Source organism: Paenibacillus sp. FSL R5-0636, assembly GCF_037974255.1.
Classification (GTDB): domain Bacteria; phylum Bacillota; class Bacilli; order Paenibacillales; family Paenibacillaceae; genus Paenibacillus_AQ; species Paenibacillus_AQ odorifer.
The window spans coordinates 1,445,594-1,460,832 of sequence record NZ_CP150232.1 but is presented as its reverse complement, the minus strand read 5'-3'; the positions used below and the strand labels follow the sequence as shown (position 1 = coordinate 1,460,832).

Genomic DNA, 15,239 nt, shown 5'->3' with positions numbered 1-15,239 from the left:
TAGGCCGAAGAGAGGAATATATAGTTTGTTGTCGAATAATGTTTAACTACTATGACTAAAAGAAAACTCTTCTTAATTATCGCATTGTTTCTTATTATACTCACTGGATTTCGTATCCTATGGGTAATGATTTCTCCACACACCACACAACCACCATTGATCAATGGGGTGTTGGATTTACGGGATCAAAATTTGAATCCGGACAAACTTCTTATTTTAGATGGGCAGTGGGAGTTCTACCCGGGTATGCTGCTTCCTTCATTCAACGAACAATCTCTAACTTCTGCTCCTACAAAATATATACAAGTCCCTGGGAACTGGAAAGATGCACTTAGCGATAGCGATAGTGATAAATCTGCTTTTGGCTACGGCTCCTATCGACTACGTGTGCTTACAGATAATAATAAGAAGCAATCTTATAGTCTTCTCATTTCCGGAGCTCGCTCTTCTTCAGAAGTGTATATCAATGGTGAACGGCTGGGCAGCTCTGGCACTCCTGCTGAGAGTAAAGAGCACTATATCCCATACATACTGCCTTATTCAGTATCCTTTACAACCGATAAAAGTGAACTTGAAATTGTGATCCATGTAGCCAACTATTCCTTTTCCCAAACGGGAGGCATTTCTAAAACGATTGTATTTGGCAGCGAAAAAGCTTTAACACAGGAAAGACTGCTCTCTATTAGCCTACAGTTGCTATTATGTGTTGTACTGCTGCTGCACGCTGTATATGCTGTTATTTTATATATAATTGGACTGCGGCAAAAGATGTTGATCTATTTTTTTCTGCTGGTAATATCCGCTATAACTACCGTACTCATAGATGATGACAGGCTTTTATTGCACGTATTTCCCTTGAACTATCAATGGAATTTCAAACTATTTTTTATCTCTTATATTGCTGTATTTATTTTTATCCTGCAGACAAGCAAACATCTTTTGTTCGCGGATTTAAAAATAAAAAGTATTCGTATCCTAACCATCCTGTCCATAGTAGACATCCTGTTCATATTATTTGGACCCGTTGTTCACTATTATGAATTTCACACACTGATTTTCGGCATAAATTTATTAGTTTTAGCATTAGGTGTCGTAATTCTTTTTCTGAGATCTATTGTTAAAAATTACGAAGGCTCTATTTTCCTGTTGTTATCCATGCTTGCCATCGTTAACAGCACACTTTGGGGAATGTTCAAGAATTATAACTGGGTCAACGTTACCTATTATCCTTTTGATCTAATTATCGCCTTTTTGTGCTTTGCGACTTTTGGATTTAAGCGATATCACTGGAACACTAAGGAGACAGAAAAACTGGCGCACAGCCTGCAGAGAAGTGTTACGCAAAAGGATGTTTTTTTGGCTAACACCTCACATGAATTAAAAAATCCGCTGTACAGTATCATTAACATTGCCGAAACTGTTCTGGACAGCGAGCGTGACACTGTAACGCATCAAAATGCTGAGAATTTAAAACTGCTCATTACCGTTGGAAGACGTATGTCCCTTCTGGTAGACGATCTGCTGGATCAATCCCAGCTCCGTGAAAGCAATATACAATTGCAGCTCAGAGAACTTAAGATTCAATCCTTCGCAGTGGGTGTGCTTGATATGTTCAAATTCTTAACAGAAGGGAAATCTTTAACCTTAATCTCAGAAATACCAGATTCATTCCCTTCTATTGTGGCTGATGAAAAAAGACTCATTCAGATCTTGTTCAATCTGCTTCAAAATGCTGTTAAATATACGACTGTAGGCACTATAAGAATCCATGCAGATATTCATAAAAAATCGGCGCAGATTCATATTACGGATACTGGTCTTGGCATGAACGAGGAGACGTTGCTCAGAGCTTTCCAGCCCTATGAACAGGGCGACTCCAGCATGAACGAAGTTAGCGGTGGCATCGGGCTTGGATTAAGCACCAGCAAGCAGTTGGTTGAACTTCACGGCGGGAAAATAAGTGTAGTCTCTACACTTGGAGAAGGTACTACCTTCACATTCACAATGCCGTTATACGATTCAACCAGCCGGGTATTGAATTCAGAACTGCCCTCTATGACAGAATTCTCGGACACGCCACCTATGATCACTTTATCCAAATTAACCGCGCCGGGTATCGTTTCATCAGCCCATGGAAGGAGACCCAAGCTTCTGGCTGTAGATGATGATCCGGTTAATCTAAAAATACTTACCAACGTACTTTCCATCAAGGACTATGAAATCGTTACGGTGACCAGCGGAAACGATGCTTTACTATTGCTGGATACCGCTCAGTGGGATTTAATTATTACAGATGTAATGATGCCACAAATGTCCGGGTATGAACTGGCGCATAGAATTCGTGAACGTTACACCATTGCTGAGCTTCCCATTTTGCTTCTGACGGCACGAAACCAACCAGAAGATATTTATACCGGATTCATTTCAGGTGCAAATGACTATGTAATGAAGCCTATGAATGCAATAGAGCTGAAGGCCCGTGTACGCTCCTTAACAGATCTAAAACAGTCCGTAAACGAACGGCTTCGTGTGGAAGCTGCCTATCTTCAAGCGCAAATACAACCACATTTCTTGTTCAACACATTAAATTCAATATCCGCGCTGGCCTCTTTTGATATTAATAGAATGAGTCACCTTGTGGATGCCTTCAGCTCTTATTTGCGTTTAAGCTTCAATTTCCTGAATGCTGAGCCTATGATACCGATTGAACGAGAGCTTGATCTTGTTCATGCCTACCTCTACATAGAGAAGGAGCGCTTTGAAGATAGGATGACCATTCATTGGGATTATGAGGAAAGCTTGCATTTTCAGCTGCCGCCTCTGACTATACAGCCACTGGTTGAAAATGCTGTCCGGCACGGTATTTTGAGTCGCTCCCAAGGAGGAACGGTGTCCATAACCATTAAGGAACAAGCTGGCGATATTGAAATCACGATATCAGACAATGGCCAAGGCATGAAAAACGAACAACTCCAGCAGTTGCTCAGCAATCCGTCTAATGATGTACGAGGAATCGGATTTTTAAATACACATAAACGGCTGTTGCGGGTCTACGGAAAAGGGCTGCAGATTAAAAGCTCCGAAGGGAAAGGAACTTCTGTGAGTTTTATTATTCCTTTTGACAAAAAAAATCCGATTCGAAAACTTTCTGATTAACAGACAAACTATTGTGAACCCAAATATCAAGTAAGGATTCGACGTATTTTTGGCTAAAATACTATATCTGAGTGGTGATTAATAATGATTCAGGCAATATTAGTTGACGATGAACGGCTTGCCCTTGTGAAATTAGAGTTTATGTTAAAAAAAATACCATCCATACATATAGCCGCTTCCTATACGGACCCCTCGCAGGCCATTCAAGAGGCTCCGTCTTATCATCCTGACGTTATTTTTATTGATATTGAAATGCCTGAAATTAATGGTCTTCAAGCTGCGGAGATGCTCCAAGAGACCTGTCCAAACGCAAATATTATCTTTGTTACCGCGTATAACCATTATGCTGTGGAAGCCTTTGAGATCAATGCGCTCGATTATATTTTGAAGCCTGTGCGAAATGACCGACTACTGAAGGCCGTCCAACGGTTAGAAGAAAGATTGTCACTTGCCCCAAAACTCATCATTGCAACAGAAGAGGTAACCATTCGTTGTCTTCAATCGCTTCGTTTTGAACGAGGCGGACAATCTCTGAATAATCTGCGTTGGAGAACCTCTAAGGCCCAAGAGTTATTTGCTTTTTTGCTCCATAATCGCAACCGCTTTGTAAGTAAAGACATGCTGATTGAACTGCTGTGGCCTGACTTTAATCTGAAAAAGGCTTCTACCCATCTCTATACAACAATTTATCAAGTCCGGCAATGCTTAAAGCAGAATGAAGTCGACCTGCATATCAGCAACCTTAGCGGGGGGGAAGGCTATACCCTTGAAACCGGATCAATGTTGATCGATGTAGATAAGTGGGAACAGGGGATTCTGGCTCTGGAAACCATTAGTGAAGTTAATTGTGCGGAGCATCAAGTTTTATTCGAGCTTTATTCTGGAGATTACTTTGACGATTATGATTATTTATGGGCCGAAAGTGAGCGGCAACGCCTTCGTACCATTTGGCTGCACCATGCAATGGGCATTGCCCAATTTTATATAGAAAGCAACAGAATTGCCGAGGCCGTTACTGTCTATCAACGAGTAGTGCAGCTGCAGCCTTATTTTGAACAAGGGCATTTAGGATTAATGAAGGTCTACGACAGTATTGGAGAACGTTCCGCTGTGGAAGAGCAGTACAAGCTGCTCAAGGATTTGTTCCAAAAGGAACTTAACCTTGGCCTTCCAGCCAGCGTTGAGCACTGGTACGAGCAATGGGAACAGTTTAACCATAGAGTGCGATGAGCTAAATACCCTATCAAGACATAATAAAGACACCCGGATAAAACCGGGTGTCTTTATTATTACCTTCCTAGTTATTACGTTTGAATCGTCTTGTTAATACAAACCCTAGTAGTACCAGACTTCCACCTACCAAGTAGATCGGAAATGCGCTGTCTTCTCCTGTTTTCGGAAGCTGAGTCGGTTTATTGCTGTTATTTCCTGGCTTAGTGACTGTACCCTTTGGTACTTCCTCCACATCAATCTCTATGAGGATTTCTTCTTCATTTCCATTCTCATCTGTAACAATAATGGTGAACTTATCTTTACCAATATAGCCCGGATCAGGTGTGTAGACCCATTTGCCATCCTTAGTAATAATTACTTTACCATGTCCCGGCTCATCTCCCAGGCTTGGCACTCCCCCAAGTGGAATTTCACCTTCAATAGGAACATCTTCATTGGTAATCTCTTTCTGCACAGGTGGAGTTACCTGCGGAACAACAGGCGTACTAGTTGCCACAGGCTGGCTTGGAGTAGCTGTGGGCGTAACCGTTGGCGTTGCTGTCGACACTGGCGTTACCATCGGTGTTGGTGAAGGTGTTGCCACCACAACTGGTGTTGCTGTTGGCGTAGAAGTAACGACTACTTCCGGAGTCGGTGATGGTGTCCAGATAGGACCTGTCGGTTCCTCTGGCGTCGACGTTGGTGTTGCTGTCGGCGTCGACGTTGGTGTTGCTGTCGGCGTCGACGTTGGTGTTGCTGTTGGCGTCGACGTTGGTGTTGCTGTTGGCGTCGACGTTGGTGTTGCTGTTGGCGTCGACGTTGGTGTTGCTGTTGGCGTCGACGTTGGTGTTACTATCGGCGTCGACGTTGGTGTTGCTGTTGGCGTCGACGTTGGTGTTACTGTTGGCGTCGACGTTGGTGTTACTGTCGGCGTCGACGTTGGCGTTGCTGTCGGCGTCGACGTTGGTGTTGGTGTTGCTGTTGGCGCTGGCGTTGGTGTTACCGTTGGTGCTGGCGTTACGGTCGGTATAGGCGTTGCTGTTGGTGTCGGAACTTTGTTTTTTACCTCAAGGCTTATCCCTGTCGTCGAAGAAATAGTCACTTCATGTGGTGTTTGATCAAGAACATAACCAGCAGGCGCTGTTTTCTCAATTAATACATATTTCCCACCTGTCAGTTTAGTAAATTCAAGTATCCCGTTGGTATCCGTAGTGCCTTCCTTAATCCAGATCTTATCGGCATCAACTACGCGATACAGATCAAAAACGGCCCCACTTAACACCTTACTCGTATTCCCGTCTTCTACTTTGGTAATCGTCAACGGTCCTCTTACGCCGCTTCCTGTACCGGAGCCGCTAGAGAGCTTAACGATAATTTCTTCGGTACTTACACCTGGAACTACCTTGATGTTTTTACCATCGAAACTAACCTGATTGGTTACTTTATCATTGTTTTGTGCTGTGATCAGGGAATCATATTTTAAAATATAAGCTTCGGAAATATCCTTGAGGAAACTAAGCTTAAAGCTTTCTTTTCCGTCATTATCCGTAGTGATTTCCAGCTTATAATCTGTACCACTCACCAATTCTTGGTTGGTGGATGTTACATCCCCATTGCTCGCAACTTTCGTTTTGTAGACATGGAATGTATTGGACAGCAGGATTTGATTGTCGCTTGGAATATCCGTAATTACCGCTTCTTTTACAAAAGATTGGTTACGGTTGATGTAAATTGTCCAATGAATTTTATTGCCATCCTGCGCACCTTCTTTGTTAACGTATTCCCCGCCCTGAGGGATATTAACAGAAGCTTGCAGTTTAGCGGACTCTACTTTCGTACCGTCATATAACGTAGCTGTATTTTTAATTTCATTTGAATCAATCGCTTGATCCGCGAACGTTGTTTTGAAAGTGACGTAGAACGCATAATTAATCGTTTTATTAAATGTCACCTTCAGCTCACTGCCATCCAGCTCCACTTTATAATCAGCAGAATTCACACTAGCTTGCGGAGAAGGATTTCCATCCTTTCCATACTCCCATTTATTCACTTTCACAGAATCCATATTTACAACTTGGCCAGCTGAAATGGTATCAACCAGTTGAGCTTGGCTTAACGTTTTCTGATTATAATTAGCCCCAATGTTCCAAGTGATCTCCTTAGTTACAGCATTGTAGGAACCACTCTTCTTCCCATTGTTTTTAACCTCATCTCTTGGATTAAAGGTTGCGGTCGCTTCTTTATGCTTAGACTCCTTCACCCCATTAACCGTTTCTTTCCAATCGAGTGCACCTGTATTAGTGAATTGAGTTTTGCCCGGAGCCAGCCAATCATAGTTAAAGCTTGTTGTATAAGTAATTGTGTAAGGCTCATTTATCGGCGCATTAAAAGTAATCAAAAATCCATCGTTTACTGCAACCGGATCATGCGCATTGTAAACAACACTATGGACGGTAGCAGTTCCACCTTTAGTTGGTTGAACCTTTAATGTACCCGGGACAAGCTTTAATCCGGCATTGCCAAAAGTATCTGTCACCACTAAATTTTCCATAGTCTTGCTGTCATCGTTAATTTGGATAGTCCAATCGAGGGTCTTAGTCGCATAATTAACGTTGCTATAATTTTTATGGAGAATTTGCTGCTTGATATCACTGTAACCCGTTTCTGTTTTTCCATCATAAGTAATCTTGTTCGTAATCTTGCCATCATCAAATACTCTGCCATTTGCCTTTGTCTGATATTCAATACGGTAGGCAGAATTAATATCATTGTTAAATTTCAGATCAAAACCATTTAATCCCGTTGCAGTTGTTGGAGTTATTGTATATTCGCTTGAAGCGATTTCCGCGCTTTTAACCCCGTTGCCATTACTGTCGATCGTTACAGGATAAACTTTAACCGAGCTGAGAATCAGATCTTGGGTGTTATTGAATGTATCCTTCAAAATAGCATTTGCCGCTAAAATTGTTTTTTCATTGTAATTGAAATTAACAGCCCAGGAAATCACCTGATTCGCTGCATCGTATTTAGTGGACTCTTTCGATAGTGGTTTGCCACGTCCTACTGTAACTGTAGTGCTAGCCTTTTTAGAAAATCCGTTATCTCCTGTTAAGACTGCCTCATTCAAAAAGGTTTTCGCATCTACACCAGTACCAGTAATATCCGTAGAAAAGCCAATCCGGTAGGCCTTAGTAAGCGGGTTATCCGCAAATTTCAGCTTTAACTCTCCCAAAGTGGATCCTGTCACATCATACTTGCTGCTGTCCACTATATTGCCAAGACTCACAGTCCCATCGACCTTCACATCAAGCTCATAAACAGCAATAGATACCGTATTCAGTGATAATCCCGCAGGGAGTGTGTCTGTGACAACTGCATTTTTTACGCTTTCCAGTGCCTTATTCACATCAACCGTCCAAGCGATGCTTGTTGGGTTATAATACTGCGGCTTAGGCGAACCGTCTTTTTCTATAGTAGAGCTAACCTTCGGCTTAAAATTAAGCTCAATGGTCTGAGTACCGCCTTGTATCGGGAAAATCAGGGTTTGCTTCGTGGAGCCAGTAATCTTCTTGGAGCTCAAAAGCGACCTTACGGAGAAAGTCCCTCCCACTTTATCGTGGGTTTCGATATAAGCATTAAATGTAAATACAACGCGGTTAGTATTTTTGTCGACGGTATAAGTCCCTACAGGTTCATCGTCAAAAATAAGATCACCATTCAGATCGTTATAAAGTTCAAACTGTGTTGGAAGATCAAAGGTATAGGTGGACCCATCCTTATATCCATGCCCATCTGGAAGTGACCATGTATAGTTCAATTCCGAATAGGAATCAAGTTCATATACGCTTTCTGTAACCGTATTTGTGTATTTATCATCGGTGTATACAGCAAGCGTAACACTAGTAATGAGGTCATCTCCAATTACAGTACCGTTGCCACTCGCATATGCCTGCGAATTGACTCCAAAGCCAAAGCTGTAAGCCCATTGCGTCACAAGCAAGAATACTACGAGCAATGCGCTAATTTTCTTTTTTGATAACATTATTAAAAATGCCTCCTTTGTCACTCCGTTTATCGTGCTTTCCTAAGCTTTATCCTTTGAATCCCGTACTCTACTCCCCCGCATTAACCTCCTTGACTCTTTTTCATGATATAAATTTGCAACCTAACAACTATTGTAAATAGTCCATCTATACATAATCTGAACAGCATCCTATTACAGTCTTGGAGATCTTTTTATTGCAAAAAAAACAGGGATATGCGCAATAACTCGCATATCCCTGTCGTATTTACTACTTAGTGGAAAATAAAAATAACAACATTGTACATCTTATAGACTAGCGTGATCACGTTTGGTGTAAGTCTTACGCTTCTCCAGAAGCTTGTTCAGCGCATCAATATAAGCGCGGGCACTTGCTTCCAGAATATCGGTGCTAAGTCCACGGCCTTGTGCAGCTACTTCTCCCTGCGACAGTACTACATGAACCTCACCTTGCGCATCTTTACCACGGGAGACCGATTTAATCGAATAATCTCCAAGGGTAACTTCCTCATTCGTGGCTTTATCAATAGCATTGTAGATGGCATCTACTGAACCATTACCTTCTGCCTCAGCTACAATCGGCTGGTCTTCCGGACCCGCAATAATAACCTTGGCGGTTGGAACAGCTTCATTACCATAAGTAACGAACATCGTTTGCAGCTTAAAGACTTCTGGCGTATCAATTAATTTCTCTTCAATCAAAGCCAAAATGTCTTCATCTGATACTTCTTTTTTCTTATCTGCCAAATCCTTAAATCTAGAAAAAGCGGTGTTCAGCTCTTCTTCGGACACATCATACCCTAGATCACTCAACTTATCGCGGAAAGCGTGACGTCCAGAGTGTTTGCCGAGTACCAGCTTGCTCTCTTTAAGTCCAATAGTCTCCGGTGTCATGATCTCGTAGGTAGTTTTCTCTTTCAGCATCCCGTCCTGGTGAATACCCGATTCATGAGCAAATGCGTTAGCTCCTACAATCGCTTTATTCCCTGGAACCACCATACCTGTCAGCTTGCTGACCAGACGGCTTGTGCGAGAGATCTCGGATAACGTAAGCGATGTTTTTGCGCCAAAAAATTCAGCCCGTGTCTCAAGCGCTAGCGCAACTTCTTCAATCGCTGTGTTCCCGGCACGTTCACCGATACCGTTGATCGTTCCTTCGATCTGATCTGCACCATTCTGAATCGCAGCCAGCGTATTTGCTGTAGCCATACCAAGATCGTTATGACAATGGGCACTAAGCTGTACGCGTTCAATATCAGGCACATTCTCTTTTAGATATTTAAAGATAGCTCCGTACTCCGAAGGATTCAAATAACCTACAGTATCCGGGATATTAACAACATTAGCGCCTTCCCGGATAGCCATGCCGACCATTTCAGCCATGAAATCATACTCCGTACGGCCCGCGTCTTCTAATGAAAACTCGAGCTTAGGGAAATATTTTTTAGCGTATCGGATAGCAGACTGTGCAGTTTCCAACACCTGAGCCTTATCCATCCGTAGCTTATGCTGGCGGTGAATAGGAGATGTAGCTAGAAAAATATGAATACAAGGGTCCTGCGCTCCCTGTAGTGCTTCTTTTACAGCATCAATATCTGTCTCTCTAGAACGAGAAAGGCCGATTACCGTGACGTTCTTCACAGCTCTTGCCACCGCATTAACAGAAGCTAGATCACCTGGAGAAGCTGCAGGAAAACCCGCTTCCATGCGATCAATTCCCAGCTTCTCTAACTGGTAAGCGATCTCCACTTTCTCACGCGTGTTGAGGTTCACACCTGGTGACTGCTCTCCATCTCGCAGTGTCGTATCGAACACATAAATTTTCCGCATGCTAAGCACCTCCCAAAAATTGTGCTGAAACTCTCAAATGCGGCTCGCAAAGTCACGGCCGCATTTGAAGGTAATACTATTTAATCATAAGTATGATTATGATTATTTCTTAATCCAGTGCATCATTTCACGCAATTGGCTACCTACAACTTCTACTGGGTGAGCAGCTTCGTTGCGGCGAGTAGCGGTAAGGAAAGCACGTCCGGATTGGTTTTCAAGGATAAAGTCACGAGCGAATTTACCTTCTTGAATATCTGTCAGAACAGCTTTCATAGCTTTTTTAGTATCTTCAGTTACAATGCGTGGTCCAGTTACATAGTCACCGTACTCAGCAGTGTTACTGATGGAATCGCGCATGCTGGACAATCCGCCTTCGTATACCATGTCAACGATCAGCTTCAATTCGTGCAGACATTCGAAGTAAGCCATTTCAGGAGCATATCCTGCTTCAGTCAATGTTTCGAAGCCAGCTTTGATCAGTGCGGATACACCACCGCAAAGTACAGCTTGTTCACCGAACAAGTCAGTTTCGGTTTCTTCACGGAAAGAAGTTTCGATAACCCCTGCACGTGTACAGCCGATACCTTTTGCATAAGCAAGACCGATTTCTTTAGCTTTTCCAGTTGCATCTTGTTCGATAGCAATCAAGCCAGGAACGCCAAAGCCTTCAACATAAGTACGACGAACCATGTGACCTGGAGATTTTGGTGCTACAAGCAGCACGTCTGCATCTTTAGGAGCAACGATTTGTCCAAAGTGTACGTTAAATCCGTGGGAGAACATCAAAGCTGCGCCTTTTTTGAGGTTTGGTTCTACTTCATTTTTATATACCGAAGCCTGTGTTTCATCTGGCATTAGGATTTGCACAACATCTGCACGGGATACTGCTTCAGCAACTGGCAATACTTCAAAACCGTCATTTTTCGCAGTTTCAAAAGATTTACCTTCACGAAGACCGATGACAACTTGAAGACCACTGTCACGCAGGTTTTGTGCTTGGGCATGTCCTTGGCTACCGTACCCGATTACCGCAATTGTCTTTCCTTTTAATACACTAAGTTCTGCATCCTGTTCATAGTACGTTGTAACTGCCATTGTCAATATCCTCCTTTAATTTGAGACCCATCATAAAGAGCGGGTGCTTCAAGAGAACTGGATTCATAGAAGATCTAGCTGCTCCTCAAGCTCCCGCTCTTTAGCGGGAAGTTCATTCATATCATATCAGATTAATGCAATCAAGCAGTAATCCGTTAAAGTCGCAAAATAAAATATTTAAGAGTTACCGCGTACCATAGCCGTAATACCCGTGCGAGACAGCTCTCTGATTCCATAAGGTTTCAAAAGCTCGATCATCGCATCAATCTTCACTGTATCTCCAACTACCTGTACTAACAATGTAGTGCTGCCAATATCAACAACTGAAGCCCGGAAGGTTTCTACAACGCCCATAATTTCCGGACGCTCACTTGGATCAGCATTCACTTTAATCAGAGCCAGCTCACGAGCAACCATTGGCTTAGATCCAAGATCAACGACTTTAATTACATCAATTAACTTGTAGAGCTGCTTCTCGATTTGTTCAAGCGTATGCTGGTCTCCAAGAGTAACGATAACCATCCGGGACAATCCAACCTCTTCAGACTGGCCAACCGTAATACTCTCAATATTAAATCCGCGGCGACCGAACAAACCCGACACCCGTTGAAGCACACCCGGCTGGTCATTTACGAGTACAGAAATCGTATGTCTTGTCACTGTTATTCATCCCCCATCAGCATATGATCGATGGTTGAACCTTGAGTTACCATCGGGTAGACATTCTCGTCTTTTGGAACAACGAATTCTACCAATACTGGACCCGGTGTTTCCAGTGCCTTCTGCCATGCATCACGTGCTTCTTCCTTATTCGTCGCCCGTAGACCTTTTACGCCATAGGCCTCAGCCAGCTTAACGAAGTCAGGACTGCCTGCGAGATCTGTAAAGCTGTAACGTTTATCATAGATAAGATTCTGCCATTGGCGAACCATGCCAAGCACCTGATTGTTAATTACTACAATTTTGACTGGTATATTGTTAATCGCACATATTGCTAGCTCTTGGGAACACATTTGCATGCCGCCATCACCATTAATCGATACTACCAACCGTTCAGGATGTGCCATCTGTGCACCGATAGCTGACGGGAATCCGAAGCCCATCGTTCCAAGACCGCCTGAAGTAATCCATGAACGCGGATGATTGAACTTATAGTATTGTGCAGCCCACATTTGATGCTGACCAACATCCGTTGTGACAATCGCTTCACCTTTAGTGGTGTCATTGATCATTTCAATCACCCATTGTGGTTTAAGCTCTGTTTCTGAATCCTTATACCGAAGCGGCTGATCTAGCTTCCACTGAGCAATCTGTGTTCTCCAAGCATCAGCATTAGATGCGCGGCCAACCTCAGGATTCAGCATTTCCAATACAGTTTTCACATCGCCTACAATCGGAATATCAGGCGATACATTTTTCCCGATTTCTGCAGGGTCTATATCGATATGCACGATTTTGGCTTTTGGCGCGAAGCCGTCCAGTCTGCCAGTAACACGATCATCAAAACGTGCACCGATATTAATGAGCAAATCGCACTGTTGAATCGCATTATTCGCGGTATACGTACCATGCATACCCGGCATTCCCATCCAAAGTTCTTCTGCACTAGGGAAAGCTCCGAGACCCAGCAAGGTTGTAGTAATTGGAATCTCTGTCCGTTTCACGAATTCGAACATAGCTTCATGTGCTCCGGAGTAAATAACTCCACCACCTGCAATGATAATCGGACGTTCAGCAACCGCAATCGCACGAACCAATTTATCAAGCTGCAGTTTGTTTGGAACTGTACAAGGATTGTAGCCCCTAAGATTCACTGTTTTCACTGGTGTGAACAACGTCTTCGCTGCTGACACGTCTTTCGGAATATCGATCAACACTGGACCTTTACGACCGGTATTCGCCACATGGAAAGCTTCATGTATAACACGCGGGAGATCCTCAACATCTCTTACAAAGTAGCTATGCTTAGTAATTGGCATCGTTATCCCGGTAATGTCTGCTTCCTGGAAAGCATCTGTACCGATCAGGCTGGAGAATACGTTACCTGTGATTACAACCAATGGAGTGGAGTCCATATATGCTGTAGCAATACCTGTTACAAGATTCGTTGCTCCGGGACCCGAGGTAGCAATACATACCCCTGGTTTGCCACTTGCTCTAGCGTAACCGTCAGCTGCATGAATAGCACCTTGCTCATGACGTGTTAACACGTGATTGAAATCCGTAAAACCGTACAATGCATCATAGATGTACAATACAGCTCCACCCGGATATCCGAATACAGTGTCTACACCTTCTAATACAAGGCTGCGGAGTAATATCTCGGAACCGGAAATGACCTCCGGCTCCATCCATTTTTCTTTTAACTGCTCAGTAGACCGTAATTCCGGTATTTGCGCGCTCATCAGTATTCCTCCTCCGATATTTAACATTCATTATGCAAATGACGGACCGTCCTTTATACATCAGCAAATGGTTCCTTATAAAACAAAAAAACCTTTCGCCTCCCACGCACAGTATTAGCGCGTGAGGGACGAAAGGTTGATCTTCCGTGGTACCACCCATGTTTGCATTACATCTCGCGATGCAACGCCTTATCAGGTATACAAAAATCCATCGATGTAGGCAAGGGCCCTAATCTCTGTAACCTGAAGTCCCTAACGCGGACTAAACGATTTCCCCTAATAATTCCACCACTCTAGCCAGTGGACCTTTCAGGAAAACAGCTCCGAGGTGAGCTCGTATATAAGGGATTTCGGTGGAGGTTGCAGCAGATCCTCACACTCTCTGAGCAAAAGAGCCCTTAAAACTTCGTCCTCATCATTGCCGATACATGTATGTTCGATAAAATGTTTAGACACATTATATGATTCCTAACATGGATAAGTCAATACCCTTATTTTTAATATTGTCACAACTCCTACTTCTACGTGCTGGGAACCCCCACCCCGCTCCCGACATATGATGTACGACAATGCGTAGAAAGGGGGCGCTCTATGATCCGTTATCGTCGACCCAAGCAGGATGACGTCATTATCCTTGATTTAATCGAGCGACAGCTTGTACCATTATCTCATTTGCCAAAGACTGAAATTGCCAAAATCAAAAAAGATATCCCCCGTCGTCTGGGACACGGTATCACCTTAGTCGCCTGTCCCGACTATGAGAGTGATCCAATGGGGTTTGTCCATTTCCTGCTGCATGGTGATTTACTTTATATCGATATGTTAGCCATAGCACCCGCAGCACGGCGCAAACACTTGGGGAATATGCTCATGGATCGAGCAGAACGATTTGCACTATCACGCGGATGTCATCGGGCTAAGGTATCCGTCGATTTAGGAAATACAGCAGCTCTTGCCTTTTATCAAAAATTGGGCTACAGCGTAGCCCGTTATCAATCCCTAAGCTTCTGTTACGAACTGGAAAAAAGGTTCATCTAATTAAATCAAAACTCAACTGAACTTAAAAGAATCCGAAAGGTGGATAGGGTGTGCCTCCGTACCCATAGCCTCCATAAGGATTGCCATAGCCAGGACCTCCACCATAAGGCACTCCACCGCCATAGCCACCACCAAAAGCATAAGGTGCTGTACCAATGGCAAGCAAATCAAACAACACTAAAGGAATGATTGCTTTGGTTTGTACTTTTTTACCACTTACGCGTTGTAATATCAGACGATTTCCGGATACACGCAACAGTTTACCTGTCACCTGAGTACCGTCTTTTTTTACTGCAATGATCTGCTTACCTACGAGTCTCATAACTTGCTTCTTCGTAACTGGCTTAGTCATATGATCCCCTCCTAAATGTTTTGTACGCCTCTCATTCGCATCATCTACAAAACAGTCTATTCGTTGGAAAGGACCTTCGCCTGTACACTTGCCCTCCTACCTCAATGTT

Annotated in this window: 9 protein-coding genes; 3 read left to right on the top strand and 6 right to left on the bottom strand. The window is 43.4% G+C overall.

The genetic code is table 11. The annotated features are described in order from the left end of the window. Positions 1-51 precede the first annotated feature (51 nt). The gene (locus tag MKX34_RS06410) at positions 52-3,156 is read left to right on the top strand and encodes an ATP-binding protein (protein ID WP_076297759.1); all 3,105 of its coding nucleotides are present in this window, start codon (positions 52-54) and stop codon (positions 3,154-3,156) included. An 84-nt stretch (positions 3,157-3,240) separates the two neighbouring features. After that, positions 3,241-4,386, top strand: coding sequence for a response regulator (locus MKX34_RS06405; protein ID WP_051491105.1), 1,146 nt, complete (start codon positions 3,241-3,243; stop codon positions 4,384-4,386). 67 nt (positions 4,387-4,453) lie between these two features. On the opposite strand, the gene MKX34_RS06400 is transcribed toward MKX34_RS06405, so the two are convergent. The 5 genes from MKX34_RS06400 to ilvB all read right to left on the bottom strand — a co-directional run bounded on the left by MKX34_RS06400 (position 4,454) and on the right by ilvB (position 13,740). Beyond that, on the bottom strand, positions 4,454-8,410 hold the full coding sequence (locus tag MKX34_RS06400) for a collagen binding domain-containing protein (protein WP_339204611.1): 3,957 nt from the start codon (positions 8,408-8,410) through the stop codon (positions 4,454-4,456). A gap of 288 nt (positions 8,411-8,698) precedes the next feature. After that, positions 8,699-10,240, bottom strand: coding sequence for a 2-isopropylmalate synthase (locus MKX34_RS06395; RefSeq protein WP_036679482.1), 1,542 nt, complete (start codon positions 10,238-10,240; stop codon positions 8,699-8,701). A 102-nt stretch (positions 10,241-10,342) separates the two neighbouring features. After that, positions 10,343-11,335, bottom strand: coding sequence for a ketol-acid reductoisomerase (ilvC, locus tag MKX34_RS06390; RefSeq protein ID WP_036679485.1), 993 nt, complete (start codon positions 11,333-11,335; stop codon positions 10,343-10,345). A gap of 177 nt (positions 11,336-11,512) precedes the next feature. Further along, positions 11,513-12,001, bottom strand: a complete 489-nt coding sequence (ilvN, locus tag MKX34_RS06385) for an acetolactate synthase small subunit (protein WP_170914191.1) — start codon at positions 11,999-12,001, stop codon at positions 11,513-11,515. Further along, the gene (gene ilvB, locus MKX34_RS06380; protein ID WP_036679490.1) at positions 11,998-13,740 is read right to left on the bottom strand and encodes a biosynthetic-type acetolactate synthase large subunit; all 1,743 of its coding nucleotides are present in this window, start codon (positions 13,738-13,740) and stop codon (positions 11,998-12,000) included. The genes ilvN and ilvB overlap by 4 nt, the downstream gene beginning before the upstream one ends. 591 nt (positions 13,741-14,331) lie before the next feature. On the opposite strand from ilvB, the gene MKX34_RS06375 reads away from it, so the two are divergent. Further along, entirely contained in the window at positions 14,332-14,778 is a 447-nt protein-coding gene (locus MKX34_RS06375; RefSeq protein WP_036679492.1) for a GNAT family N-acetyltransferase, read from the top strand. A gap of 22 nt (positions 14,779-14,800) precedes the next feature. Here MKX34_RS06375 and MKX34_RS06370 read toward each other — a convergent pair whose 3' ends face one another. Then, on the bottom strand, positions 14,801-15,130 hold the full coding sequence (locus tag MKX34_RS06370; RefSeq protein WP_036679494.1) for a hypothetical protein: 330 nt from the start codon (positions 15,128-15,130) through the stop codon (positions 14,801-14,803). Positions 15,131-15,239: the final 109 nt, after the last annotated feature.

Bases quoted from the DNA above. Each gene is read 5' to 3' on its own strand.
- MKX34_RS06410 (WP_076297759.1), top strand. From the start codon at position 52: ATGACTAAAAGAAAACTCTTCTTAATTATCGCATTGTTTCTTATTATA.
- MKX34_RS06405 (WP_051491105.1), top strand. From the start codon at position 3,241: ATGATTCAGGCAATATTAGTTGACGATGAACGGCTTGCCCTTGTGAAA.
- MKX34_RS06400 (WP_339204611.1), bottom strand. From the start codon at position 8,410: ATGTTATCAAAAAAGAAAATTAGCGCATTGCTCGTAGTATTCTTGCTT.
- MKX34_RS06395 (WP_036679482.1), bottom strand. From the start codon at position 10,240: ATGCGGAAAATTTATGTGTTCGATACGACACTGCGAGATGGAGAGCAG.
- ilvC (WP_036679485.1), bottom strand. From the start codon at position 11,335: ATGGCAGTTACAACGTACTATGAACAGGATGCAGAACTTAGTGTATTA.
- ilvB (WP_036679490.1), bottom strand. From the start codon at position 13,740: ATGAGCGCGCAAATACCGGAATTACGGTCTACTGAGCAGTTAAAAGAA.
- MKX34_RS06375 (WP_036679492.1), top strand. From the start codon at position 14,332: ATGATCCGTTATCGTCGACCCAAGCAGGATGACGTCATTATCCTTGAT.
- MKX34_RS06370 (WP_036679494.1), bottom strand. From the start codon at position 15,130: ATGACTAAGCCAGTTACGAAGAAGCAAGTTATGAGACTCGTAGGTAAG.